The 26,057-nt window shown below is 35.7% G+C and carries 26 protein-coding genes, 1 pseudogene, 1 CRISPR repeat array and 1 other annotated feature; of the genes and pseudogenes, 17 read left to right on the top strand and 10 right to left on the bottom strand.

Features of this window, described 5'->3' with window-relative positions; genetic code table 11:
• Positions 1-58: 58 nt before the first annotated feature.
• Together sdaAA and sdaAB are read right to left on the bottom strand one after the other, a co-directional pair.
• Positions 59-949: an L-serine ammonia-lyase, iron-sulfur-dependent, subunit alpha gene (sdaAA, locus tag V192_RS0114180; protein WP_025872843.1), complete on the bottom strand. Its 891-nt coding sequence runs from the start codon at positions 947-949 to the stop codon at positions 59-61.
• Positions 950-974: 25 nt separating this feature from the next.
• Positions 975-1,643: an L-serine ammonia-lyase, iron-sulfur-dependent subunit beta gene (gene sdaAB, locus V192_RS0114175; protein ID WP_025872841.1), complete on the bottom strand. Its 669-nt coding sequence runs from the start codon at positions 1,641-1,643 to the stop codon at positions 975-977.
• 299 nt (positions 1,644-1,942) lie between these two features.
• Here sdaAB and rplK point away from each other — a divergent pair, with 299 nt between their 5' ends.
• From rplK to V192_RS22750, 7 genes and pseudogenes are all read left to right on the top strand, one after another.
• Positions 1,943-2,365 (top strand): 50S ribosomal protein L11, encoded by a 423-nt coding sequence (gene rplK, locus V192_RS0114170; RefSeq protein ID WP_025872839.1) that lies wholly within the window; start codon positions 1,943-1,945, stop codon positions 2,363-2,365.
• A gap of 110 nt (positions 2,366-2,475) precedes the next feature.
• Positions 2,476-3,165, top strand: coding sequence for a 50S ribosomal protein L1 (gene rplA / locus V192_RS0114165; RefSeq protein WP_025872837.1), 690 nt, complete (start codon positions 2,476-2,478; stop codon positions 3,163-3,165).
• Between the two features lie 66 nt (positions 3,166-3,231).
• Positions 3,232-3,359 (top strand) — a sequence feature (ribosomal protein L10 leader region).
• Positions 3,360-3,401: 42 nt separating this feature from the next.
• Positions 3,402-3,902: a 50S ribosomal protein L10 gene (gene rplJ, locus V192_RS0114160; RefSeq protein WP_025872835.1), complete on the top strand. Its 501-nt coding sequence runs from the start codon at positions 3,402-3,404 to the stop codon at positions 3,900-3,902.
• 61 nt (positions 3,903-3,963) lie between these two features.
• The gene (gene rplL / locus V192_RS0114155; RefSeq protein ID WP_025872833.1) at positions 3,964-4,329 is read left to right on the top strand and encodes a 50S ribosomal protein L7/L12; all 366 of its coding nucleotides are present in this window, start codon (positions 3,964-3,966) and stop codon (positions 4,327-4,329) included.
• 161 nt (positions 4,330-4,490) lie between these two features.
• Entirely contained in the window at positions 4,491-4,754 is a 264-nt protein-coding gene (locus V192_RS0114150; RefSeq protein WP_025872832.1) for a hypothetical protein, read from the top strand.
• Positions 4,755-4,880: 126 nt separating this feature from the next.
• Positions 4,881-5,123, top strand: a complete 243-nt coding sequence (locus tag V192_RS0114145) for a GlsB/YeaQ/YmgE family stress response membrane protein (protein ID WP_010765775.1) — start codon at positions 4,881-4,883, stop codon at positions 5,121-5,123.
• Between the two features lie 23 nt (positions 5,124-5,146).
• Positions 5,147-5,269, top strand: a pseudogene (locus tag V192_RS22750) (DUF3788 family protein); the annotation flags it as partial.
• An 85-nt stretch (positions 5,270-5,354) separates the two neighbouring features.
• On the opposite strand, the gene V192_RS22365 reads toward V192_RS22750, so the two are convergent.
• From V192_RS22365 to V192_RS22355, 3 genes are read right to left on the bottom strand one after another with little or no spacing between them, the layout of a single operon-like run.
• Positions 5,355-5,801, bottom strand: coding sequence for a PTS sugar transporter subunit IIA (locus V192_RS22365; RefSeq protein ID WP_025872831.1), 447 nt, complete (start codon positions 5,799-5,801; stop codon positions 5,355-5,357).
• A gap of 17 nt (positions 5,802-5,818) precedes the next feature.
• Positions 5,819-6,877 (bottom strand): BglG family transcription antiterminator, encoded by a 1,059-nt coding sequence (locus V192_RS22360; protein WP_025872829.1) that lies wholly within the window; start codon positions 6,875-6,877, stop codon positions 5,819-5,821.
• A complete protein-coding gene (locus V192_RS22355; protein WP_025872827.1) occupies positions 6,874-7,251 on the bottom strand; it encodes an HTH domain-containing protein in 378 nt (125 codons plus the stop codon). Before V192_RS22355 ends, V192_RS22360 begins: the two co-directional genes overlap by 4 nt.
• A 195-nt stretch (positions 7,252-7,446) precedes the next feature.
• On the opposite strand from V192_RS22355, the gene V192_RS0114125 reads away from it, so the two are divergent.
• Genes V192_RS0114125 through V192_RS0114110 form a run of 4 tightly spaced genes read left to right on the top strand, consistent with a single transcriptional unit; the run spans position 7,447 to position 10,834 of the window.
• On the top strand, positions 7,447-7,767 hold the full coding sequence (locus tag V192_RS0114125; RefSeq protein WP_025872825.1) for a PTS sugar transporter subunit IIB: 321 nt from the start codon (positions 7,447-7,449) through the stop codon (positions 7,765-7,767).
• A gap of 21 nt (positions 7,768-7,788) precedes the next feature.
• Positions 7,789-9,042, top strand: coding sequence for a PTS sugar transporter subunit IIC (locus V192_RS0114120; RefSeq protein WP_025872824.1), 1,254 nt, complete (start codon positions 7,789-7,791; stop codon positions 9,040-9,042).
• 4 nt (positions 9,043-9,046) lie between these two features.
• Positions 9,047-9,391 carry a PTS lactose/cellobiose transporter subunit IIA gene (locus V192_RS0114115; RefSeq protein ID WP_025872823.1) on the top strand — a complete coding sequence of 115 codons (345 nt, stop codon included), beginning with the start codon at positions 9,047-9,049 and terminating at the stop codon, positions 9,389-9,391.
• A gap of 18 nt (positions 9,392-9,409) precedes the next feature.
• Complete coding sequence (locus V192_RS0114110; RefSeq protein WP_025872821.1) at positions 9,410-10,834, top strand: glycoside hydrolase family 1 protein; 1,425 nt, start codon at positions 9,410-9,412, stop codon at positions 10,832-10,834.
• 60 nt (positions 10,835-10,894) lie between these two features.
• Here V192_RS0114110 and rlmD read toward each other — a convergent pair whose 3' ends face one another.
• The gene (gene rlmD / locus V192_RS0114105; protein ID WP_025872819.1) at positions 10,895-12,265 is read right to left on the bottom strand and encodes a 23S rRNA (uracil(1939)-C(5))-methyltransferase RlmD; all 1,371 of its coding nucleotides are present in this window, start codon (positions 12,263-12,265) and stop codon (positions 10,895-10,897) included.
• A 137-nt stretch (positions 12,266-12,402) separates the two neighbouring features.
• Between rlmD and recX the strand changes: the two genes are divergently transcribed.
• The 3 genes from recX to bph all read left to right on the top strand — a co-directional run bounded on the left by recX (position 12,403) and on the right by bph (position 16,173).
• Entirely contained in the window at positions 12,403-13,203 is an 801-nt protein-coding gene (recX, locus tag V192_RS0114100; protein ID WP_025872816.1) for a recombination regulator RecX, read from the top strand.
• Positions 13,193-14,368, top strand: a complete 1,176-nt coding sequence (gene mutY / locus V192_RS0114095) for an A/G-specific adenine glycosylase (RefSeq protein WP_025872815.1) — start codon at positions 13,193-13,195, stop codon at positions 14,366-14,368. Before recX ends, mutY begins: the two co-directional genes overlap by 11 nt.
• 165 nt (positions 14,369-14,533) lie before the next feature.
• A CRISPR array of direct repeats spans positions 14,534-15,384; the repeat unit is 33 nt; unit sequence GTCTAGCTCTGTTTAGAGCTAGTGGATTGAAAT.
• Positions 15,385-15,639: 255 nt separating this feature from the next.
• Positions 15,640-16,173, top strand: coding sequence for a biofilm phosphatase Bph (gene bph / locus V192_RS0114090; protein ID WP_025872814.1), 534 nt, complete (start codon positions 15,640-15,642; stop codon positions 16,171-16,173).
• An 84-nt stretch (positions 16,174-16,257) separates the two neighbouring features.
• Here the strand turns inward: bph and V192_RS0114085 are convergent, their stop codons facing one another.
• The 3 genes from V192_RS0114085 to V192_RS20985 all read right to left on the bottom strand — a co-directional run bounded on the left by V192_RS0114085 (position 16,258) and on the right by V192_RS20985 (position 19,164).
• Positions 16,258-16,692 carry a GNAT family N-acetyltransferase gene (locus V192_RS0114085; RefSeq protein WP_025872813.1) on the bottom strand — a complete coding sequence of 145 codons (435 nt, stop codon included), beginning with the start codon at positions 16,690-16,692 and terminating at the stop codon, positions 16,258-16,260.
• Positions 16,693-16,915: 223 nt separating this feature from the next.
• Positions 16,916-17,140: a hypothetical protein gene (locus V192_RS0114080; RefSeq protein ID WP_025872811.1), complete on the bottom strand. Its 225-nt coding sequence runs from the start codon at positions 17,138-17,140 to the stop codon at positions 16,916-16,918.
• A gap of 509 nt (positions 17,141-17,649) precedes the next feature.
• Positions 17,650-19,164, bottom strand: a complete 1,515-nt coding sequence (locus V192_RS20985; protein WP_025872807.1) for a C40 family peptidase — start codon at positions 19,162-19,164, stop codon at positions 17,650-17,652.
• A gap of 312 nt (positions 19,165-19,476) precedes the next feature.
• Here V192_RS20985 and V192_RS0114060 point away from each other — a divergent pair, with 312 nt between their 5' ends.
• On the top strand, positions 19,477-20,622 hold the full coding sequence (locus tag V192_RS0114060; protein ID WP_025872805.1) for an AI-2E family transporter: 1,146 nt from the start codon (positions 19,477-19,479) through the stop codon (positions 20,620-20,622).
• Positions 20,623-20,866: 244 nt separating this feature from the next.
• Positions 20,867-22,246: a hemolysin family protein gene (locus V192_RS0114055; protein ID WP_025872800.1), complete on the top strand. Its 1,380-nt coding sequence runs from the start codon at positions 20,867-20,869 to the stop codon at positions 22,244-22,246.
• Between the two features lie 54 nt (positions 22,247-22,300).
• Here V192_RS0114055 and V192_RS0114050 read toward each other — a convergent pair whose 3' ends face one another.
• Positions 22,301-23,791, bottom strand: coding sequence for a helix-turn-helix domain-containing protein (locus V192_RS0114050; protein ID WP_025872799.1), 1,491 nt, complete (start codon positions 23,789-23,791; stop codon positions 22,301-22,303).
• A gap of 504 nt (positions 23,792-24,295) precedes the next feature.
• Here V192_RS0114050 and V192_RS0114045 point away from each other — a divergent pair.
• A complete protein-coding gene (locus tag V192_RS0114045) occupies positions 24,296-25,873 on the top strand; it encodes a peptide chain release factor 3 (RefSeq protein WP_025872798.1) in 1,578 nt (525 codons plus the stop codon).
• Positions 25,874-26,057 lie beyond the last annotated feature (184 nt).

Raw genomic sequence — 26,057 nt, 5'->3', positions numbered from 1 at the left:
GTGAATTTCGTCCTATTTTTGACGGTTACTATGCCTATTTTACAGTTGTAATTTGTTTTTATGATTTATTGTGAACATTGCTTTGATTATCCAAAATTTCCTTTGCCAAACGTTGTGCAGTCGGTGTCACAGCCAAGCCGCCTTCTGCAGTTTCTTTGAAAATTTGCGGCATTTGACGGCCAACTTGATACATCGCAGCCACGACTTCATCAGGTGGAATCACACTACGAATGCCAGCTAAAGCCATATCAGCTGAAATAAAAGCTTGTGAAGAGCCTAAAGCATTCCGTTTTACACATGGAACTTCAACAAGTCCAGCAACAGGATCACAAATCAAGCCCATCATATTTTTTAGCGTGATTGCAATCGCTTGTGCGGCTTGATCAGCAGAACCACCTGCAGCACAAACTAAGGCAGCACTAGCCATGGCACTAGCTGAACCAATCTCTGCTTGACAACCACCTTCAGCACCGCTGATTGATGAATTATTCGCAATCACTAGACCAAAAGCGCCAGCCGTGAATAAGAAGTCCAGTTGTTGCTCATGTGTTAATTGCAATTTTTCGATTGCCGCCATCAAAACACCTGGCACAACACCAGCACTTCCAGCAGTCGGTGTTGCACAGATCAATCCCATATTTGCATTGACTTCATTAACTGCTACTGCATTTCTAACTGCAGTCAAAATAGTTTCGCCGCTCAAAAAATTTCCAGATTCGATATACTCATCAAGACGAGTTGCATCGCCTCCTGTAATCCCTGTTACGGATGTTACACCATCAACGCCTTCTTCAATTGATTGCTTCATAACAACAAGATTACGTTCCATTGTTTCAATGATTCGTTTACGACTGTGTCCATGATTTTCGATTTCAGTTGCGATCATCAATTCAGCAACTGATGGATAATCCGTCGCTTGTTTCACTAACTCTTCTATAGATAGAAACATAATTAGTTTGCTCCTTTAGTTTAGATTAATCAAAATAATTGACACTATAAATATGGGGGATTTGGACTAATTGCATGGTAATGTCACCAATTTCAGCATGGTCGATTTCAATGATCATGATCGCTTTTTCACCTTTTGATTCACGTGTTACGGTCATGGTTCCAATATTGATATTGGTATCAGATAATAGATTAGTAACTTTGGCAATCATTCCCGGTACATCTTGATGAACGATAATAAATGTTGGTGTGCCCATCGTTAAAGAAATCTTAAAACCATTCAATTCTGAAATCTGAATATTACCTCCACCGATCGATATTCCTGTAACAGAAAGTTTTCTATCTCCTTTGGAAACAAGCAATTTGACTGAATTTGGATGTTCCGCTTTTTCTTTAAGCGGAACAAATAACACTTCCATATTCTGTTCGTGAGCAATTTTTAAAGAATCAGCCAAGCGTTCATCATCGGGCTCCATATCAAGTAAGCCCCCAACTAGAGCGATGTCTGTTCCATGACCACGATATGTTTTAGCAAAAGATTCATATAAATAAATATCAACTGTGTCTGGCTGTTCACCAAAAATGCTACGGACGATTTTACCAATGCGGGCAGCTCCAGCAGTATGCGAACTACTTGGACCGATCATCACAGGACCAATGATATCAAAAACACTTTTATAACGTAAATTTTCCATTATCTACTCACCTATCTTTTGATTAAATCAGGATTTTTCTAACGAAAGTCTATCATAATTAGAAGGAATAAACTAGAACAGTAATAAGAATGCGAGAAAAACTTATCTTTCTCTCATTTCTAAACGAAAATCTAGAGGGAAAAAGAATAGAAAGGTATTGAAATTTTATAAGAAGCAGAGTATACTATTTAAGTGTGCATTTTTGCATACAGGTTTTCTTTGATTCGTCAAAGAATGACGTGGGAGGAGAAATCTTCATCTCCAATTAACCACATCACGGACTCAAGGAGGTATGTCTCGTGGCAAAAAAAGTAGAAAAATTAGTTAAATTGCAAATTCCTGCAGGTAAAGCAACACCAGCTCCACCAGTAGGTCCAGCATTAGGTCAAGCGGGTATCAACATTATGGGATTCACTAAAGAATTCAACGCTCGTACAGCTGATCAAGCTGGTTTGATTATTCCAGTTGTAATTTCTGTATATGAAGACCGTTCATTTACATTTATTACAAAAACACCACCAGCTGCAGTATTACTTAAAAAAGCTGCAAAAATCGAAAAAGGTTCTGGTGAGCCAAACAAAAATAAAGTAGCGAATGTTACGAAAGATCAAGTAAAAGAAATCGCTGAACTTAAAATGGCAGACCTAAACGCAGCAGACGTTGAAGCGGCTATGCGCATGGTTGAAGGAACTGCAAGAAGCATGGGAATCACAGTAGGATAATTTTTATTCTAGGTAACCCAAAGAAGTAGCTTCTCAGTTTATTTCATATTCAAAGATATGAATTACGTGGGAGGTTCGACCGTTATAACCACAATCAAGGAGGAAACAAAATGGCTAAAAAAAGCAAAAAAATGCAAGATGCATTAAAAAAAGTTGAAGCAACAAAAGTTTACCCTGTAGCAGAAGCAATCGCTTTGGCTAAAGATACAAATATTGCAAAATTCGACGCAACTGTTGAAGTTGCTTACCGTTTAAATGTAGACCCTAAAAAAGCAGACCAACAAATCCGTGGTGCAGTAGTATTACCTAACGGAACTGGTAAAACACAAAGCGTTTTAGTTTTTGCTAAAGGCGACAAAGCAAAAGAAGCTGAAGCAGCTGGTGCTGATTACGTAGGCGACGCTGACATGGTTCAAAAAATCCAAGGTGGATGGTTTGACTTTGACGTAGTAGTAGCAACTCCAGACATGATGGCTGAAGTTGGTAAATTAGGTCGTGTCTTAGGTCCTAAAGGTCTTATGCCTAACCCTAAAACTGGTACTGTAACAATGGACGTAACAAAAGCTGTTAACGAAGTAAAAGCTGGTAAAGTAACTTACCGTGTTGACAAAGCTGGAAACATCCACGTACCAATTGGTAAAGTTTCATTTGATAATGAAAAATTACTAGAAAACTTCAATACGATCAACGATGTATTGTTGAAAGCTAAACCATCAGCAGCAAAAGGTCAATATATCAAAAACATTTCAGTAACAACTACATTTGGACCTGGAATCCATGTTGACCAAGCTTCATTTTAATTAGAAACGCCGAATAAGTAAAAAAAATTATTGACTCAACTACCTTTCTCATGGTAAGGTAGTTGAGGTTAATAATTAACTGTACCGAAGACAGTAGGTGACGCAAGTCTTAATTTCCTACCGAGGACAATTGTTGATACATACAATTACGTCCCTCTATGTCAACGGTGGCATGGAGTTTATTTTGTTTTAATCGCAAATAAACTTCTCCATCAATAATCAGGAGGTGAAAATAAATGAGTGAAGCAGCAATCGCTAAAAAAGAAACCCTAGTCGAAGAAGCAACAGCTAAGTTCCAATCAGCAGCTTCTGTAGTTATCGTTGACTATCGTGGTTTAACTGTAGAAGAAGTGACTAACTTACGTAAACAGTTGCGTGATGCAAATGTTGAAATGAAAGTTATCAAAAACTCTATCCTTTCACGTGCAGCTAAAAAAGCTGGACTAGAAGGTATGGACGAAGTATTTACAGGCCCTACAGCTGTCGCTTTCAGTAACGACGATGTAGTAGCACCTGCTAAAATCATCGACGAATTTGCAAGTACTGCAAAAGCATTGGAAATCAAAGGTGGCGTTATTGAAGGTAAAGTATCTTCAGTAGAAGAAATGACATCTTTAGCAAAACTTCCAAGTCGCGATGGACTACTTTCTATGCTATTATCTGTATTACAAGCGCCAGTCAGACAAGTGGCTTACGCTGTCAAAGCAGTGGCAGAAAAAGAAGACGAAGTTGCATAATTGCAGCCTAGTAACAAACTAAACTAAAAAATAATGAATTATTAAAACGGAGGAAACCATAATGGCATTGAACATTGAAAACATTGTTGCAGAATTAGAAGGCGCAACTATTTTAGAATTAAACGATTTAGTAAAAGCTATTGAAGAAAAATTTGACGTATCTGCAGCAGCTCCTGTAGCAGCAGCAGCAGGACCAGCAGCAGCTGGCGAAGAACAAACTGAATTCACTGTAGAATTAACTGCAGCTGGAGATCAAAAAGTTAAAGTTATCAAAGCAGTTCGTGAAGCAACTGGTCTTGGCTTGAAAGAAGCTAAAGCTGTAGTTGATGGCGCTCCTGCACCAGTTAAAGAAGGCGTTTCTAAAGATGAAGCAGAAGCTTTAAAAGCTGCTTTAGAAGAAGTTGGCGCTTCAGTAACAGTAAAATAATCTTTTTAAGATTGAATTTCAAGCTAGAATCCATTTGGGTTCTAGCTTTTTTTATTTTATCAAACCAAATTCAAAGCATATCAATCGAATTTTTTGACGGAGGCGTTTAAAATTATAGATGTATAATCATCTATTGATAAAGACAAGAGGGAGAGTTTACGATGGAAAGAGAAATCAGCGTTGCAGTAACTTGTAAAAATTGCGAAAACGAAATGACAGGCAAATTTTTATTAAATACGAGAACCGACAAAGCAGATCATCAAAGAATAAACATTCCTTTAGGAGAATTGCAGCTTTCAGATACTGAAATTGAATTAGTTTGTGATGATATTTTAGTGGATGATGAAATAAATCTACATTATTATTGTGAGAATTGTGGTACTAAAAATCATGTAACGATTTTGGTAACAGATGAGATGAAATAAAAATGATAATTAGATGATATAAACTAATTTTCAGATGCATTTCTTTCGCAAGAAAATAAATAATCTGTTAGCATAACTAAGTAATCATTTTTAACATTTATTCTATTTGTAAGGGAGGTCATAAAGATGCATTGGTTATGGGTTTTAATCGTAGGTGGCGTTATCGGAGCAATTGCGGGAGCGATCACAAGTAAAGGAAAATCAATGGGTTGGATCTTCAATATTATTGCAGGTCTTGTAGGCTCATCGATTGGTCAATCACTTCTAGGAAGTTGGGGACCTCAAGTTGCCGGTATGGCATTGTTTCCATCAATTATTGGTGCTGTGATTTTAGTTGCAGTTGTATCATTTTTTGTTGGTAAAAACTAAATGGATCAATAAGCAAAAAGAGGATGGGACAGAAGTGTTTAATCCCGAGAAATAAGAAGGAATTCACGAAAATTGTTCTTCAAATTTTTGTGAATTTCAGCTTATTTCCGAAGGGATTGCTTCTGCTCCCACCGTTTATCCGGATTCCACATGAGTGGGATATGACTCGAAGAGTTATGTCCCACTCACTTTTTTTATAATGTAAATCAATCAGAAATTATACTTAAATATTTAATTAAATAATTCATTAATAAACCCTTCATAATCTTTAACTTTTAAAAGTTTATTTAACTTCTCTTGATTTGAAAAGGTATCGATCATAAAATCAAATAATTGCCGAAATTTTTTCATATCATCTTGATTTATAACGATCATAATAATCACTTGAACATAGTGATTCCCCCATTTAACAGGCTGATCATTCAAAATAATAGAGATTCCCGTTTTTTCAGCACTCATTTCGATTGCATGTGGTAAAGCAACGGAGTTATTGAATGAGGTCGCAGACATTTTCTCTCGTTCTTTAATTAAATCAATAAAATGAGCATCAATATAGTTTTTTTCAACCAATTGAGCGCCTAGATGGTCAATGTATAGATCTGGCGTTTTCAGATAAATGTTTCGTTCAAACCTTTTGGGTGTTAAGTATGTTTGGACGCTTTCTTTTAAGGATTTCAACAATTTTTCCTGCTTTACTAGTTGGATGGATTGTTGGATTTTTTCATATCTTTTTCTGATAAAAACGGAGAAATCTGAACGATATGTGTCAGATCTTTCATTTCTATAGTCGATAAAACCAAATCGGCTTCACGCATTTCAGTCAGATTCTCACTGTCTAATTGATAAAAAGTTCCTACAATATTCAAACTAGATTTGAATGTATCTCCGATTTTATAAATCAAACGTTTGTGCATATTATAATATTCTGGCGTATAAATCACACAACTTAATTTATTCTCTGTTTCAAATTTTTCCTCAAAATAAGAACCAATGTGAAGTGCAATAAAGGTAATTTCATCATCTGAAATTGGAATATTGATTTGTTTTTGAATCTGTTTCGCAATGAAAACAGCGACTTCATAAATAAAGGCATAGGATTGTTTGATTTCTTCAGATAATGGATTATGAACCTGCTTACCATTCTTTGCTCGTGAAATCAAATTCGACACATGCAACGCTAAATTCAATACCAACTCGTCTGAAATATGAGTAATAAAATATTTTTCGGCAACAGTTTTCATCATCGTTGAAATAAAGGTATAGACAGAAGTGCCCATATAATCTTTTAAGAAAGCATCATTTGATGGTGAGATTTTAGTCATTAATAAAAGGGTCAAATTGTTTATTTCATAATGATCCATTTCTACAGTAAAAGCTTGATCGATATCTTTTCCAATCTCCGTAGCAATTTGATATTCGATTTGATCGTTAGCAAACAATTTAGGAATAAAATCAATTTCAGATCGTTGATGATGTTGAAGACGATTGATAGCGATAGCGATATGGAGCAATAGACTGTTAATAGCATAACCATTTATATAGAGATGTTGACTGCTCAAATGATTGATCACGATTTTTTGAATTGTTTCAATCTGAATATCTGGAAAAACTGTTTGAATGTAATCGATGGATTGAAAATTTTGTAGAGCTTCCTCCTGCAACATATCACTAGTGAGCTTTCGAAAGTTAGTTTCGTCACCTTCCATACTTAAAAAATGTCTATGTTTAATGATTTTTAAATGATAGTTATTCATTTTTTCCGTAGTCGAATAGTATCTTTTTCTATAGTTGGAATACTGACAAATAAAGTTTCTGCAACTTCAAAGTAATCGACATTTTTGTGTTTGATTAATAAATTCATCAAATAATTCATACGTTCTACAGGTGTATTCAATTCCCGTTTATTATAAGAAACAAATTCGTCGATTTCAACACGGCTGTCGATCTTATATCCTTGTCTGGAGGATTGGATCATTTCAAAATTAGCATTTTGATTAATTCGAGCTACATAGCTACGTATTGTTCTTGTTGATGTGGATAACGCTTCAGCTAGAAAAGTTGAAGATAGCCAATTGTGATGCTGAATCAACAGCTTTACGAGTGCCGCTTCTTTCTTATTTAAGGACACATTATCCGCTCCTCTCCATTTTTTTATATCTCCTATTATTCTTCGTTTTAAATAGGAAATCAAGTACAGTTGTTTCCGCTAAAGCAGTAAGAAGAGGAAAGAATCATATTTGATAGTGGTGTGTAAAACGTAGATGATAAGAGTGTAGTAATTGAATAAGCTTGTTTAGCTTTTAAATTAGAAAGGGGAAAAATAATGAGTGAATTAAATGTATTATTAGTCTGCGGATCAGGTGCTAGCAGTGGGTTTATGGCGGCGAATATGCGTAAGGCAGCTAAAGAAAAAAATTTAGACATGAGTATTGTAGCTAGAAGCGAATCGGAAATTGAAAACTATATTGAGGAAATCGATGCGTTGATGGTAGGGCCACATCTTGAATATATCATTGATGAAATCGATGAGATCATTCATGGGTTTCCGGTAAAAGTTATTCTGATGAAAAAAGAGTATTATGCGACGTTAGATGGAGATGCGGCTATTGAACACTTGTTAAGTTCGTTAAAAGAAGACGAATAATGTGAAAAAGGAGACGTAAATATGAATAAGTTGATCTTTTGGTTGGAAAATAGTTTCTCACCTAAAATGAACAAAGTAAATAATAATCCTTGGATCGTTAGTATTAAAGATTCAATCATGCAGACGTTGCCGTTTATTTTCTTAGGTTCGATTTTTTCAATGTTGGCTATTTTGAATGAATATTTTCCAGCCCTACCAAGTTTTTGGGTGCCATTTGGTTGGACGATGGGAAAAATCTCACTATTCGTAGCATTTTTGATTCCGTTTAACTTAATGGAGAAAAAAAGATTACGAAAGCAACGAATCGTCGCTGGGATGAGCGGTTTAGTTTTGTTCTTAATGATTATTTCACCGCAAATCGAGAAAGACGGTGTGGTCGGTTTTGGTCATGACGCATTAGGTGCTGGCGGGATGTTTGTTGCAATCGTTGCTGGATTAATTGCTGGATTTGTCTTGGTTGCATTAGGAAAATTTACATTTTTCAAAGAAGAATCTGTGATTCCAGATTTTGTCAGAGCTTGGTTTGATTCTATGTTGCCGATCGGTCTTATTATCATTTTTGGCTGGGTCGTTGTTTTGATCATGAAAGTGGATCTATATAACATTGTTTTAAGTATTTTTATGCCATTATCAAGCTTTATGGAATCTCCTGGAGGTTTTGTAGGGATGATGTTTTTAATTTGTTTCCTTTATTCAATGGGCATTTCTACTTGGGTTTTGACACCTGTGGTTCAGCCAGTTTTGTTAAAAGCAATTGCTGAAAATATTGCACTAGTTCAAAATGGCACAGCATCTGTTGAAACATTAAATTTAGTTACCAGCAGTACTTTATATTCAGCTTATCTATGGATCGGTGGAATTGGTTGTACGATGCCGTTGGTTCTAATGATGATGCGAGCTCGCTCTAAGAAAATCAGTGCACTAGGCAAGGCGTGTATCGTCCCATCGATTTTTAATATCAATGAACCGGTGATTTTTGGTGCTGTGGCGTGGAATCCGCTGTTGATGATTCCAATGTGGTTGCAAGGAATTATTTTACCGATCGTGATTTATATTTTTACAAAGGTAATTCCATTTGCACCAATTCCTAAAGTTCAGTTTGAATTATGGTATTGTCCGTTTCCATTTGCTACTTGGTTTACGACTGGGACAATTACTGGGATTATCTTGATGCTAGTTATTTTTGCGATATCTACAGCTATTTGGTATCCATTTTTTAAAGCATATGATGATCAAGAAACAAAAGCTGAAAATCAAACGATAAAGGAGGCTTAATTATATGGACGATATATTATCACAGCAAGCGATGAAAATTATTTTATTTGCTGGAGATGCCAGAGTTAATTGTAAAAATGCCCTTGTTGCAACTGAAAAGAACGATTTTGAAACAGCAACAAAAGAAATGAAGGGTGCCAAAACGAATATCACTGAAGCACATAAAATTCAAACGCAAGCTATCCAAAGTGAAATGGCCGATGACAAAAAACAACATGAGCATTCTTTATTATTCACACATGCGCAAGATACGTTGATGACGATTTATAGTGAAATCAATATGGCTAATCACTTAATCAAAATAGCCAAGCAACTCAATGAGCGTTTAACAATACTTGAAAAAAAGTAAAGAAAAGAGGGCAAAAGTATGTATCAAGTACCAACTGGGTTTCCAAAAGATTTTTTATGGGGCGGAGCTGTTGCTGCTAATCAATGCGAAGGAGCGTATGAGTACGAAGGCAAAGGCGTAAGTGTTGCTGATATCAATGAATTTAGAGCGGATCTTCCATTAGAAAAAAGATCGAATGCAGAAATTTCTACCGGCTACATTGAAGAAGCTTTGAATAGTAAAACAGGTATATTTCCAAAAAGATGGGGAATCGATTTTAAGGAAACCTATCCAACAGATTTAAAATTATTAGGAGATATGGGGTTAAAATTATTTAGAACCTCGATCGACTGGTCGCGAATTTTTCCGAATGGCGATGACCTTGAACCAAACGAGGCAGGATTACTTTTTTATGATAAATTGATCGATGAAATTATCGCAAATGGCATGGAACCAATGATTACCCTTTCCCACTATGAGATGCCATTGAATCTTACATTAAATTATAACGGCTGGTATTCAAGAGAAGTCGTGGATTTCTTTGTTCGTTATTGTAAAGTTATTTTTGACCGTTACCAAGGCAAAGTAAACTATTGGATCGTGATCAATCAGATCAATTTGATCGGTCATGAATCATTTAATCATTTAGGGATAGCCGAGGATAAGGTAGAAAATTTGCAGGAGGCAAAATATCAAGGGGTGCATCATATGATGGTAGCATCGGCCTTAGCGACTGAATATGCCCATCAAGTCGACGAAAATTATGAAGTAGGAATGATGCTTTGTGGCGGTCCAGAATATGCGGCAACCTGTGATCCAGAAGATGTTTTGGCAACGCTGAAAATCAATCAAATGCAGTATTTTTTTGCTGATGTGTTATTGAGAGGCTACTATCCAGGTTACGCATTTCGCTATTTTGAAGAACATGATATTAAGCTAAAATTTGCAGAAGGGGATGAAGCTGCTCTGAAAAATACAGCAGATTACTTGTCATTTTCTTATTATTATACGCAAATTTGTGATTCAAAACATGATGAACCATATCGAAACAAAGCTCTGCCAGCAAATCCTTGGGGCTGGACGATCGATCCACTTGGGTTAAGAACATTACTTAATTCTTTTTATGACCGCTATCAATGTCCGCTCTACATAACAGAAAATGGCATCGGCTGTTATGATAAGTTAGAAGAAGACGGAAGTGTTCATGATGATTATCGAATCGATTATTACAAAGCGCATATCGAACAAATGAAAGAAGCAATCAAAGATGGTGTTGATCTTAGAGGATATTGTGCTTGGGGACCGATTGACATTATCAGCTGCTCTTCTTCTGAAATGAGTAAAAGATACGGATTTATTTATGTCGATCAAGATGATTATGGGAAAGGGAGTCAAAAACGGTATTTGAAAGATAGCTATGATTGGATGAAAAAGGTTATAGCTAGTAATGGGGAAACACTTTAACAATGCTTAAAAAGATCCAACGACCAGATTCATTCTGATTGTTGGATCTTTTTAAGTAAATCATCTCTTAGTCAATTTTACAACAACTTCACATCGTGCGGTTTGTGGAAACATATCCACTGACTGCATATATTTCACATCAAAGACTTTAGCCAAATCAACTAGATCTTTTGCCAGTGTTGACACATTACAAGAAATATAAACCATCTTTTTAGGAGGCTGCTTTAAAATAGCTCTCAGCAGTTTTTGATCCAATCCGGTTCTAGGAGGGTCAACGATAAGTGCATCGGGTTTAAAACCGTCTTGAAGCCATTTAGGCAGCAATTCTTCAGCAGTTCCCACTTCATAATGGGTATTCGTAACACCTAAACGCTCAGCATTCATCTTAGCATCTTCGATCGCAGCTGGAATAATATCCATTCCTCGAACTTCTTTGGCTTGTTTAGCAACACTTAAACCAATGGTTCCAACACCGCAATAAGCATCAACGACAGTTTCATTTGGTTGTAAATCTAAAGCTTTCAACGCTTCATTATATAGAACTTCCGTTTGTTCTGGATTTAGCTGGAAAAAGGCTCTAGGAGATAAATCAAAGGTTACTTCGTTGATTTGTTCTTCAATACTTTCTTTACCCCAAACGTGGATCGTTTCATCACCCATAACAATCGAAGTTCGTTTATTTTGAACGTTTTGCATAATCGAAACAACCTCTGGAAGATGTTGTGTGATTTCTTCGATCAAGGCCTTTTTCTGTGGAAATTTTACGGATTGCGTAATAAAAACAACTTGGACTTCATTTGTTTTGACACCGACACGCACCATTAACGTTCGGAAGATACCGCTATTTTTTCGTTCATTATAAATTGGTAATTGGTATTTGTTCAATAACTCTACTAAAGCATTCATCACTTTAGTTGTCGCTGGTTGTTGAACGAGGCAATCATCAATAGGAACTAAACGATGAGAATCCGCTTGATAAAGACCAGCTTCAACTTCTCCTTCGATTTTCCTTAATTGAAATTGCGCCTTATTCCGATAATTCCAAGGATTTTTCATGCCGATAGTTTTAGGTAGTTGATAATTCTCATAGTTTCTTGGTCTAAACTTATTTAGCGACTGCTTCAAAAGATCCTTTTTAAACAGTAGTTGTGCCGGATAAGCTAAATGTTGCAGCTGACAGCCACCGCAAGCTTCGTAAACTGGACAAGGCGGCACGACACGTTCAGGGGCTGCTTTTACAATCTTTTTCAATTGTCCTTCAACAAAACGAGGAGCGACTTTTGTGATTTCTACAGAGATATCTTCTTTTGGTAAGGCACCGGGTACGAAAACGATCGTCTTTTTATAATAGCCGATACCTTCTCCATTGATACCTAAACGTTTTATTTTTAAAGGAATCGTTTGTCCTTCTTTTAATAGTTGTGTGGTCATAATTCCATCCTTTTGATCCGTAGATCTATTAATCAAATATATCGATAGTTCTTATTTTAGCACAATTTGCCTAGTTTAGCTTCTGCCAAATATATGTTATAGTAGAATATATGTTCTCACTAGAAAGGCGGAGAAAGATGGAAACAATCACGAAAATTACAAAAGACAAAGGTCAGTTTTATCTTATCTGGCTGTCTTCAGGAGAAAAATTACGTGTATCTGAGGATACTTTAGTTCGACAACGGTTGTTAAAAGGGCAAGAATTATCAGATGAAATGGTCGAAAAAATAAAAAAAGCTGGTTCTTATGATGTAGGTTTGCAAATGTCCTTAAATTATTTAAGCTATCAGTTACGATCAAAAAAAGAAATCTTAGATTATTTGAAAGAAAAGGAAATTTTGCCAGAAGATCGAAAAAGCATCGTGATCCGTTTGGAAGAAATGAACCTTTTAGACGATAAAATATTTAGTGAAAGTTATGTTCGTACTTTGATGCGAACAAGTGATAAAGGACCCAAAATGATTGAACAACAACTAAAACGAAAAGGCTTGAATGATGAAGACATTCAACATGGGTTAACTTTTTATACGATGGATGAACAAGTAGAAGTAGCAAAAGCAACGGCTGAAAAGGCGATGAGACGTTACCGGACAAAGAGTTTCAAAGATGCACTTCAAAAAGTCCAAATGCATTTGATGACAAAGGGCTTCAATCGTGAAGTGATCGATTTGGCTTTAGAAGAGCTATCTTTTGAAAAAGATGAAGACCAAGAATTAGATGTGATCAGAAAAGAAGGCGATAAATTATGGGAAAAGCATCGTAAATTAGATTCCTATAAACGCCTAATGAAAGTCAAACAAGGGCTTTTTCAGAAACGTTTTGATTCAGATTTGATTCAGCAATATTTTGATGAAAAGGAATTAGAGAATGAAGAATGAAAAATATTGGGAGACGTGGAGCGCAGAAAAAATCCAGTCATTTCAAGAGGAGTTTATTAATTGGTATGAAAAAGAAAAACGAAATCTACCTTGGCGAGTCAATCTAGATCCATATCGTATTTGGATCTCAGAAATCATGCTGCAGCAAACCCGAGTTGATACGGTGATCGATTATTATTATCGTTTTATGGAATGGTTTCCGACGATCAAGGATTTAGCTGAAGCACCAGATGATAAGTTATTAAAAGCATGGGAAGGTTTAGGGTATTATTCCAGAGCAAGAAATTTGAAAGTTGCAGCTCAGCAGATCATGACAGAGTTTAATGGACAGATGCCTGAAACGATTGAAGAGATACGCCAATTAAAAGGAATCGGGCCATACACAGCAGGTGCGATCGGTAGTATTGCTTTTCAACTTCCAGAACCTGCCATTGATGGGAATGTCATGCGGGTTGTCAGTCGTTTGTTTGAAATCAGTGATGATATTGCAAAAGCAAGCAGTCGTAAAGTTTTTGAAGAAGCAATGTATAAAATCATTGATAAGGAACGACCAGGAGATTTTAATCAAGCCATGATGGATCTAGGTTCTGCAATCTGTACACCGACTTCACCTAAGTGTGAGGAGTGTCCGATTCAATCTTATTGTTTGAGTTATGAAAATAATACGATGACTGATTTTCCAGTAAAATCAAAAAAGTTAAAACCAAAGGATGTTTATTATATTGGTGGAATCATTGAAAATAAAGAGCAAGAATTTTTATTGAGTCAGCGTAGTGAAAAAGGCTTATTGGCTAATATGTGGTTGTTTCCAATAGAAGAAGTCAGTAAAGAACGTTTCGAGTTTCTACAAAAAATGCGCGTGAAAGAAGAGCAGCAATTATCGCTTGATTTTGAAGAACCATTATTAGTTGCTGAAGAAAATCCGGAAATTTTTGAAAAATACTCTCAAGTAGTTTGGCAAAAGCGATCTTTAGGAGAGGTAATCCATATTTTCAGCCACCTAAAATGGCATATTCTTGTCTTTTATGGCCGACAAACAGGATTAACGCCTTTGGATGAAAAACAAGAGTGGGTAACAAAAGACGAATTTTCAAGCTATGTTTTTCCAAAACCTCAGCAAAAAATGCTAGAACTATATAAAAAAGAATTTAAAATACAAGAATAATCTTTGGTGCGAACCCCAAGTGATCATAAAATCCCTAGGAGATCCGCACCAGAATTTTGCTGGAATTAGAGGGGAAATAGCTCTTTTTCTCATTTTAATTTAATGTTATACTAGTTTTAGTGTTGAAATTGTGGAGATATGTCGTGTATTTTTATCAATTTCACAGTCTAGCTCTGTTTAGAGCTAGTGGATTGAAATTTTTCTGAAAGTGACGTTTACCCAAAAAAACACGATGTCTAGCTCTGTTTAGAGCTAGTGGATTGAAATTACTTATGGAACTGCTTTTGATTTTGGCACCAACTACGTCTAGCTCTGTTTAGAGCTAGTGGATTGAAATCTCATTTTGTGCTACCTTTTGACTTAATGAGTCGAGTCTAGCTCTGTTTAGAGCTAGTGGATTGAAATTGACGGTTACGAATTTAATACAGAATTATCCGATGTCTAGCTCTGTTTAGAGCTAGTGGATTGAAATACAGAATGGAAACAATACGTTTAAATCGCAAAATAAGTCTAGCTCTGTTTAGAGCTAGTGGATTGAAATATTACTCCTGCAAATTCATCAATCATCGTTTTGGTCTAGCTCTGTTTAGAGCTAGTGGATTGAAATCAAACGGAGCGGTTTTGCCAAACGGCGATTATCCTGTCTAGCTCTGTTTAGAGCTAGTGGATTGAAATTGTGCTGCAGAAGCAACGTCAAATTGCGGATCTGGGTCTAGCTCTGTTTAGAGCTAGTGGATTGAAATATTGGATAATTCACTTTCCATGATTCCAGCTGGTGGTCTAGCTCTGTTTAGAGCTAGTGGATTGAAATACATTTGGAATGGTCAGGCGTGGGAGGAAATATTGTCTAGCTCTGTTTAGAGCTAGTGGATTGAAATACGCCTTTGTTTTTGTTGCCACGCTTATCTCTGGTCGTGTCTAGCTCTGTTTAGAGCTAGTGGATTGAAATAAGGCTATTTCACTTATAACGTAACGGATAAAATGTCTAGCTCTGTTCAGAGCTAGCAAATCGAAATCATCAATATTGCTGCACACAACTGTATGATAAAAACTAGATCTGCTTTAAAAATAACTCATTTTCATCATCAAAAAAGTAAAATCAAACCATTTATTTCAATACTTATCCCTCCTTGCTGTGAGAAATCAAACTACTTAGTATGCAAAGCTGAAAATTATGATATAATTATAGTGATATCGGTGTAATGAACACCCAAACGAAGAGCAATCAGCTTTTAAAAGCGATTTTTCGTACTAGGGAAAGTTGGGGGACTATGGCAATTCCAAAAGAAGGTGAATTTGTAACGATTCAAAGTTACAAACACGATGGGCATTTGCATCGAACATGGCGAGATACTATGGTATTAAAAACAAGCGAGTATTCTTTGATTGGTGTCAACGATCATACTTTGGTGACAGAGTCTGATGGTAGACGCTGGGTTACTCGGGAACCAGCTATCGTTTATTTTCATAAAAAATACTGGTTCAACATAATAGCGATGATTAGAGAAAAGGGGGTTTCTTATTACTGCAATCTAGCGTCACCTTATCTTTTAGATGATGAAGCATTGAAGTATATTGATTACGATTTGGATATCAAGGTTTTTCCTGATGGTGAAAAACGTTTATTGGATGTGGATGAATATGAATTTCACAGTAAGATTATGGATTATCCAGAAGATATTGATTTTATTCTAAAAGAAAATGTCAAGACGTTGGTCGATTGGATTAATAATGAAAAGGGCCCATTCTCTGAAGCTTATGTAGATATCTGGTATAAGCGATACCAAGAGCTATCAAAGAAATAGCCAATGTAAGATGTTAAGTGAAAAAAGAAACCAAAGCTAGACTTTCCGAAGTCTTGCTTTGGTTTCTTTATTTTGGCGAAAGCACTAAAATCGCTTATTCATCTTATAATGTTCGATATCTGCATCAAGGAACATGTCACCTTCCTTGATATAACCCATTTTTTCATAAAAGCCAAGAGCTGTGATTTGTGCACCTAAAGTAACAGTGTTGTAACCTTGCTCGTTCGCAAATTGTTCAGCACCTTCCACAATCAAGCGTCCATAATCATTACCTCTAAACTTTTTTTGAACAGCCATCCGCTGTAATTTTATCAAACCATCATCTAGCGGTAGTAAACGACAAGTAGCAATGGCCTCATTGCTATCACCGTACAAAACAAAATGAATACAACTTGCTTCGTATTTATCGATTTCAATTTCACCAGGAACACCTTGTTCCTGCATGAACACTTGCCGACGGATTTTGACGGCATCTAAGTAGATATCACTCATCGTATCTTTTGTGTGGACAATTTTCATTTAGCACCTCTATATAATTATTTTATTTAAATAGTAACATCAATTTTTTAGAAACTTAGACTATAAAGTTGGATGATGATAAATAATTTTTTTGGTTTGGCGACTGACTTGAAAAAGAACAGTATGTTAAATTTACCATCTAATCTAATTTTTTCCCAGACGTATTTGACTAAGAAAGTGGTTTTCAGATTTTGAAATAACTAAGTGATAAGATAATCTCTTATTACTTAACAGATACACCTGTTTTATTAACATAACCTATCCATTTTTGATTGTTGTCGTATAAAGAATAATAAACTTCACCCGAAAAATGATTGTATCGTCCTTGTGCATGGTATGTTTTTTGATAAAGATTAGTAGTATTTCCTTTTTTTGATGAGAAATCGTTAATGTTTCCCCAAATAGGGTAGTCTTTCTTTGTGATCGTTACGTATTCATTATTACGCATCCAAATACCTTGCTTCCCGTCACCTATTGTGAGGTCTTTTTTATTAACATAACCGATCCAAACGTTTTTATTATCATATAAAGAATAGTAGATTTCGCCAGAAAAGTGATTGTATTTTCCTTGTGCATGGTACGTTTTTTGATAGAGACTGTTGGTACTGCCTTTTTTAGCAGAGAAATCATTGATATTGCCCCAGATAGTGGAGTCTTTTTTAGTGACAGTGACGAATTCATTATTGAATAACCAAAGGCCACGTTTGCCGTCACCTATTGTGAGGTCTTTTTTATTAACATAACCGATCCAAACATTTTTATTATCATATAAAGAATAGTAAATTTCGCCAGAAAAGTGATTGTATTTTCCTTGTGCATGGTACGTTTTTTGATAGAGACTGTTAGTACTGCCTTTTTTAGCAGAGAAATCATTGATATTGCCCCAGATAGTGGAATCTTTTTTAGTGACAGTGACGAATTCATTATTGWAYAACCAAAGACCACGTTTGCCGTCACCTATTGTGAGRTCTTTTTTATTAACATAACCGATCCAAACGTTTTTATTATCATATAAAGAATAGTAGATTTCGCCAGAAAGTGATTGTATTTTCCTTGTGCGTGGTACGTTTTTTGGTAGAGACTGTTGGTACTGCCTTTTTTAGCAGAGAAATCATTGATATTGCCCCAGATAGTGGAATCTTTTTTAGTGACAGTAACGAATTCATTATTGTACAACCAAAGGCCACGTTTGCCGTCACCTATTGTGAGGTCTTTTTTATTAACATAACCGATCCAAACGTTTTTATTATCATATAAAGAATAGTAGATTTCGCCAGAAAAGTGATTGTATTTTCCTTGTGCGTGGTACGTTTTTTGGTAGAGACTGTTGGTACTGCCTTTTTTAGCAGAGAAATCATTGATATTGCCCCAGATAGTGGAGTCTTTTTTAGTGACAGTGACAAATTCATTATTGTACAACCAAAGCCCACGTTTGCCGTCAGCTTTGGTTACGGCCTTAGAATTTATATAGCCTTGCCAAGCTCCTTTACTGTCATATAATGAGTAATAAGTATCGCCATTTGTATGATTATATCGGTATACAGCTTGGTAGGTATTATTAAATAATTTATCTGAAGTATTTTTTTTCGACCAGTCGAATGAGCTAAAGATGTTATATCCTTTCTGGGTAATCGTGACATAGCTACCATCATTAATAGGATTTCCTTGAGGTTTGGAATCTGTAAAGTTCATTTTTAGCGCAAAACTAGGAGGGAATTCTGTCCACCAAATCTGTGATTGTTCAACCTTTCTATCATAATTTGGCGCATGGATATACTGCCCGTTACCAATATAAATTGCTACATGGTAAGTTGCTCCAGCAGTGCCCCAAAAAAGTAGATCTCCTGCTTCTAATTGCGAAATGTTCGCTTTAGAAATATTGATTTTAGTTCCTGATTTTTCTTGAGGAACAGTCCAGTCCCCAATATTCTTTCCAGTTACCTGTAAAAATACATAACGAGTCAGACCGGAGCAGTCGAATTTATTTGGACCTAATCGGTCAGGATAACTTTGTGTATAAGATTTCCCTAAATGTTTTTTTGCTTCTGCTACGATTTGATCTCTTTGGTTGCCTGCTTTAAATAGTGAACGAGCTTCAGGTGCAGGATCTTGAGAAGCTGGTAAACTTCCTAAAGTGTCAATAAGCGCCTTATATTCTTCAAAAGATAAGACTTCATTGCGAGAATCAGTTTCAAACTGCTTTCTTAACTCCTCTTCACTGTTATACATAGGAGAAGAACTTATCTGGTTCTCTTGATTACTTTGACTAGACTCAACGGGTTGCTCTTGACTAGTTAATGTCGTTTCAGTAGTACTGGATGCTTCACTAGTACTTTCAAGTGTTGAATCTTCATTTAGACTTGTACTTTTAGTTATTTCAGTTGAAGAGTTGTCAGCAAAAACGCTAGTAGTACTTGTCATAGAACTGACTGCTGTAATTAATACCAAATTGACAATTATTTTTTTAAACATCAAAAAAGCTCCTTTTTTTATTTTTGGAAATAATATCATTATACCATTGTTTTGTAAACGGTTGTTGATTTTCAAATCAGTGATCAACAGTAGCGAAGTAATCGTTATTTTTACCATTCTTAGTAAGGTAGACGAGCAGGGAATAGCCAATCATTGATATGTATATGTAAAAAGTATTGCTATACTATTATATGGATTTTTATGCTAAAATCTATAAATAAAGACTTATAGTTATATAATTATGAATTTTTTTTAAAAGTGATAGTATCTAAAATTAGTTCGTTATGCTTTATTATGCGAGGAGGAGAATCTGTGTTTGAACGTTTAAGACAATCAAAGTTATTTTTTTGGTCAGCAGAATTGCTGGTTATTGCCACATTGATTTTTGTATCGTCAAAAATCAATTTTATTTTTGCACCGATAGGCACTTTTTTTTCAACATTGTTTGCGCCAGTTTTGGTAGCCGGATTTTTGTATTACATTTTAAATCCAATCGTCAATTTATTGATGAAAACGAATATGAAGCGAATTTTTGCGATTTTAATTGTATTCTTACTCTTGATCGTAGCGCTTGTGTTGATTTTAGTTAGTGTGATTCCAAGCCTAGTATCCCAATTATCTAGTTTGGCTTCTAACATGCCAGATGTTTTTAAAAGCGTGGAAGCGTGGGTTTACCAAATGGCTGAGCTGCCTATTTTTAAAGATTTTGACTTGACGAAATATATTGATCAATTAGATATTTCTTATGGCAAAATTATTCAACAGTTTATCAGTGGGCTATCCAGCAGTTTAGGCTCAATCGTGTCAACAGTGGCTTCAACGACGATTATCATCGTCACAGCGCCATTTATTCTATTTTACATGTTAAAAGATGGGGATCGTATGGTTCCTGGAGTTAAACGTTTTTTACCTGAAAAACGTCAAGATGATATTGTTGATTTATTAGCTAAATTGAATAAAACATTATCAAGCTATATTAGTGGTCAGGCAATCGAGTGCTTATTCGTTGCAACGTTTACTGTGATCGGTTATTCATTGATTGGTGTCCGCTATGCATTTTTATTTGGTGTAATTGCTGGTATAACCAACTTGATTCCTTATTTAGGTCCTTATATCGGTCTGGCTCCAGCAGTTTTTGTCACGGTTTTTGATGAACCATTTAAAGCATTACTTTGCTGTTTGGTTGTGTTGATCGTACAACAAATCGATGGCAATATTATTTATCCAAATGTAATTGGTAAATCATTACAAATCCATCCTTTGACAATTATTCTTATTTTACTTGTTGCAGGAAATATTGCAGGACTCCTAGGAATTTTCTTAGCAGTACCTTTTTACGCAGTGTGTAAAACCATCGTTGTCCATGTTTTTCAAATGGTTCGCAAGAATAAAATGGGCGAACAACCGATCCTTGAGCTTCCTGACGAAATAAATTCGCCACAAAGTAAGGAAAAATAGTTGATGAATATTGAAATCACATCCCGTTTGTGATACGATTTTAGCGTGACTACCTCATGTAGTCACGTTTTTTTAAAACAAAGAAAGCAATTCGTTCTAGATTTGGGAATTGTCTGTTATACGAACTAAATTTTTGAGGAAAATAGCACGAATAAGATAACAAAAATCCTATTCAGAAATCCCTATTTTTTATAGAAAAAGCTCGGTGATCCATTCCCGCAAACATTTAAGGAGAGAAAACATTATGAATAATGCTGACCCCGAGAGTCAGTCGCTTATCGCGCAAATTTTACTATTGGTTGTTTTAACATTGATCAACGCTTTTCTTGCAGCATCAGAAATCGCGGTAGTTTCTGTAAATAAGAATCGTGTCGAACAAAAGGCTGAAGAAGGCGATGCAAAGGCTAAGAAATTATTAAAAGTCCTGCAAGATCCTACAAGCTTTTTATCGACGATCCAAGTTGGTATCACTTTAGTCAATATTTTATCTGGTGCCTCGTTAGCTGACTCATTATCAGCCAAATTAGCACCTGTCCTTGGCGGCGGCGCTGCTGCAAAAAATATTGCGAATATTATTATTTTAGCTTTATTGACGTATGTCTCAATCGTTTTTGGGGAACTGTATCCAAAACGAATTGCAATGAATAAATCAGAAGAAGTAGCTCAAGCTACATCAGGATTCGTGCGTGCAATCGGCATTGTTGCCAAACCGTTCGTGTGGTTATTGTCAGCTTCAACGGATCTGCTTTCAAAGCTTACACCGATGAAATTTGATGATGCTGATTCAAAAATGACACGTGACGAAATGCGCTATATGTTAGAGTCTGAAGGCGTTTTAGATAATGATGAACTTGAAATGCTCCAAGGTGTCTTTTCTTTAGATACAAAAGTGGCACGTGAAGTTATGGTTCCACGAACTGATGCATTTATGATCGATATTTCCGATGATATTCAAGAAAATATTGATGCAGTTTTATCAGAAAACTATTCAAGAATACCGGTTTATAACGAAGATAAAGATAAAATCGTTGGTGTTCTTCATACTAAAAACTTACTAAAAGCAGCTCATAAGTTAGGCTTTGATAAAATCCAATTAAGAAATATCATACAAGAACCATTGTTTGTTCCAGAAACGATTTTTATTGATGATTTATTGTATGAACTAAAAAGAACGCAAAACCAAATGGCTATTTTATTAGATGAATATGGCGGTGTCGTTGGTTTAGCTACCTTAGAAGATCTACTAGAAGAAATTGTTGGAGAAATCGATGATGAGACAGATGAAGTTGAAAATTTATATGCTAAGATCAATGACCACGAGTATTTAGTTCAAGGAAGAATGTTGATTGATGAATTCAATGAAGTATTCGGAACAGATTTACACATGAGTGACGTTGATACAATGGCAGGTTACTTGATAACGGCTTTAGGTACGATTCCTGATGAAGAGGAGAAACTATCATTTGATGTTGGTAATCTTACCTTGACCTCTGAAGAGATGGAAGGAACACGCGTTTTAGCATTAAAAGTTGTTTTCCATGATGAAGAGACCGTTGATGAAGAACCAGAAGAATACCGTCGTTTTTTCCGTAAAGAAATGGAAGATGACGAACCAAGAAGATAAAAGAACTGAAGAGAAGGAACAAGGATAGCTCAGCTATTTCTGTTCCTTCTCTTTTTAGACTGGATTGACACCTTTTGTATTGTGGACAGCTTTGATCGCCTGATAGAGACCAATGTATTGTTCATCATTATTTGCAGAAAATCGAAAAACAAACGATGGTAAATGGCATTCTTCTGGAATTAAATAAGATGAGGTAGCCACAATAAAATCTAAGGAAGAAAAGTTGTTATATTCATAAGCAACCAATTGGACAAATGGTAATTCCATAATAAATTGTGTTAACGGTTGAATCAGTAGATAGTTTGATTCGGCAATTAGGGCAATACGAACGATCTTGTTTGCTTGGAATGATTCGTAAAGCGGAACGAGCAAAGCTGCTAGTGTATCTGATAATGGCTCAATATTGTTTTTGAGCCACGCAAAGTTTTTTCTTTTAGAAATTTTTTGAAATAAGGCTTTGAAATGTGTCAGCAATTGATAGTAATATTCATTTTTTGAATATAAAGAATGATTGATCAAGTGAAATAATGTTGGAAAAGGGTGTTCATTGATTGTAGTAGAGAAAATAATATTAGCAGTATTCCCAAAAAGAATAGGTGCATCCGCCCAAGAAAAATCTTTAGGCATAAACTCTTGTTTGAATAAATGACAAAATTCTTCTAACAATTTAGTCGCTGAATTTGTCTGACTTTCTAAATAGTTGTTCAACAAGATTAAACGATGATCATCATCTCTAAAAAAGTTTGGTGTAGCGATCAATAAATAGGCTGCATATTGCGCTTCAGCTATCAATGATTTGTTTTCCTTGATTAAATCGCCAAAGAAAATTTTTGCATAAGTCAGGTTTGTCGGGATGTAAGGATCGATGGTCGTTTTTTCTTTTAATCCATTTCCAGACTTTACCCTTAGATAAATGATATCCAAAATCAATGTAATCTGTTTATCAGCAGAATAACTGAAACTATCAGGAAAATATGGACTGATGACTTTGGTTATTTCGACGTAATCAATCGGATTATTTTCAATCTTAGGTAAATTTGTACCTTGAGAAGCAAGCCAAATTAATGTATATAACGTTATTCGAATAACCCGCTCATCACCATAAAGATTTAATTGTGACGTGTTCATCTTAATGTTGAATTGTTTAAAGTAGTCACTTAACAACTTTGATTTTCGAACGACAGTGGCTTTACTATGATAATTTTTCGCACAAAACTTGGCTAAATCATCGTTTGGATAAAAGAGGATCGAAATTAGTAACTGGTAGGGAATACTTTGGGTAATTAAGTACTGATAATATCTATCATAGGAAATATCTTGTTCATAACAAACCCCGCTGACATGAAGAATTTCAATCTTTTCTTGCGCTAATGTTGTGAGATCTTGTTGTATTAATTCTAGTAGATAAACGACACGGCTGTATGAGTAATCAAGTTTATTTTCAAAAAAATTGATACTGTGCTGTTTATCAGAAAACTGTGTCAATAGTTTAAATAAAGTCAATTTTCGTTTAGCGGTATCTTCTAACATCATGGCTTCCAGCATTTTTTTCTCCTTTAAAGTAAATTTATCAATAAAGTAAAAAGTATGGTCCTAATTTGAATAATTTATAAAAAAAAACTTTTTTAATAACGGTTGGATATTCAAAAACGATGTAATATAGGTCTTATTTTGTTTAAAAATAACGATAAGAATAATTAGAGAACTGCTTGGGTCCCCACTTTATGAGAGTTGCACTAATGAAGAGCTGACCTTATACTTGGGTTACTTAAGTGTAAAACACTTCTTAGTAATAAAGCTAGATTTTTTTTTATTTAATCTAACGGTTTATTTCTTCCCCAATTAATAGAGATCAGGACAAAATTCCTTGAGTTTTGTTCTGGTCTCTTCGATTTTTTTTAAACTTGGCTAAAGGCTTTGAAAACTAGGGTAATTCCATGATATACTACACTAGTTGAATAATAAAGAGTAGGGAGAATTTTCCGATGTAGATATCCTTTAAATAAATGACGTTTTTTCTTAGAAAATAATAATAGATTGGAGCAACAAATGAATAATCCACATTTAAAAGAACAAGTAGATAGCCGCCGTACGTTTGCGATCATTTCCCATCCGGATGCGGGGAAAACAACAATTACTGAACAACTTTTACTTTTTGGAGGAGCAATCCGTCAAGCTGGAACAGTTAAAGGCAAGAAGACGGGGAACTTTGCAAAATCAGACTGGATGGAAATCGAAAAACAAAGAGGGATTTCTGTAACTAGTTCGGTGATGCAGTTTGACTATGATGGAAAACGTGTCAATATTCTCGACACGCCTGGACACGAAGATTTTTCGGAAGATACGTACCGAACGTTGATGGCTGTGGATAGTGCTGTCATGGTAATCGACAGCGCTAAAGGGATCGAAGCTCAAACAAAGAAATTGTTCCAAGTTGTCAAAAAACGTGGCATCCCGATTTTTACCTTTATCAATAAGTTAGATAGAGATGGTCGTGAACCGTTAGAATTACTTGAAGAATTAGAAGAGTTATTAGATATCGAATCATATCCAATGAACTGGCCGATCGGTATGGGAAAAGGGTTACATGGGTTATATGATATCTACAACAAGCGTGTAGAAGTTTATCGACCTGAAAACAATAATGGCGAGCGTTTTATTCCATTAGTGGATGGCGACATTTCAAGTGATTTGCCGTTACACAAAGATAGTGTGTACCGACAAGTCTTGGAGGAAGTTGAACTATTAGTTGAGGCAGGCGATGAGTTTGATACAGAGAAAATCGCTCGTGGGGATCAAACGCCAGTCTTCTTCGGTTCAGCCTTAACGAATTTTGGTGTGCAAACGATGCTAGAAACTTTCTTACAATTTGCGCCATCACCTTATGGTCATAAGACAGAAGAAGGGCAAGAAGTGAGTCCTTATGAAGAAGAATTTTCTGGGTTTGTCTTTAAAATTCAAGCAAACATGAACCCTGCTCATCGAGATCGGATTGCTTTTGTCCGAATCTGTTCAGGCACATTTGAACGTGGAATGGATGTTACCCTTGGCAGAACTGGCAAGAAAATCAAGTTAAGCAATGTGACACAATTTATGGCTGATGCTAGAGAAAACGTGGAAGAAGCTGTAGCAGGAGATATTATCGGAATCTATGATACTGGTAATTACCAAATCGGCGATACGTTGTATGAAGGAAAATTAAAAGTTCAGTATGAAGAGTTACCTTCATTTACACCAGAGCTATTTATGAAAGTCAGTGCCAAAAATGTCATGAAACAAAAATCATTCCATAAAGGCATTTATCAGTTAGTACAAGAAGGCGCGATCCAACTGTATAAAACGTATTTAACTGAAGAGTATATCATTGGAGCTGTTGGCCAATTGCAGTTTGAAGTTTTCCAACATCGCATGTTGAATGAATACAATGCTGAAGTCATTATGACGCCAATGGGCTCGAAGATCGCTCGTTGGATCGATCCTGCTGATCTAGATGAACGTATGAGTTCGAGTCGAAATATTTTAGCTCGTGATCGTTTTGATCAACCACTATTCTTATTTGAAAATCAATTTGCGATGCGTTGGTTTGCCGATAAATATCCGGATGTTGAATTGAAGAGTTTGATGTAAACTAATTTTATTGGACGAGGATGAGACAGAAGTGTTTAATCCCGAGAAATAAGAAGGGATTGCTTCTGCTCTCACCGTTTATCCGGATTCCACGTGAGTGAGATATGACTCGAAGAGTTGTGTCGCACTCACGTTTTTTCATTTGACAGTAAGGATACATAAACGTATAATCAACAACATTATT

This window comes from Enterococcus crotali (assembly GCF_000633635.1).
Taxonomy (GTDB): Bacteria; Bacillota; Bacilli; order Lactobacillales; family Enterococcaceae; genus Enterococcus_L; species Enterococcus_L crotali.
Note: the sequence above shows the minus strand (reverse complement) of the source record. Positions and strands in the feature narration are given on the sequence as shown.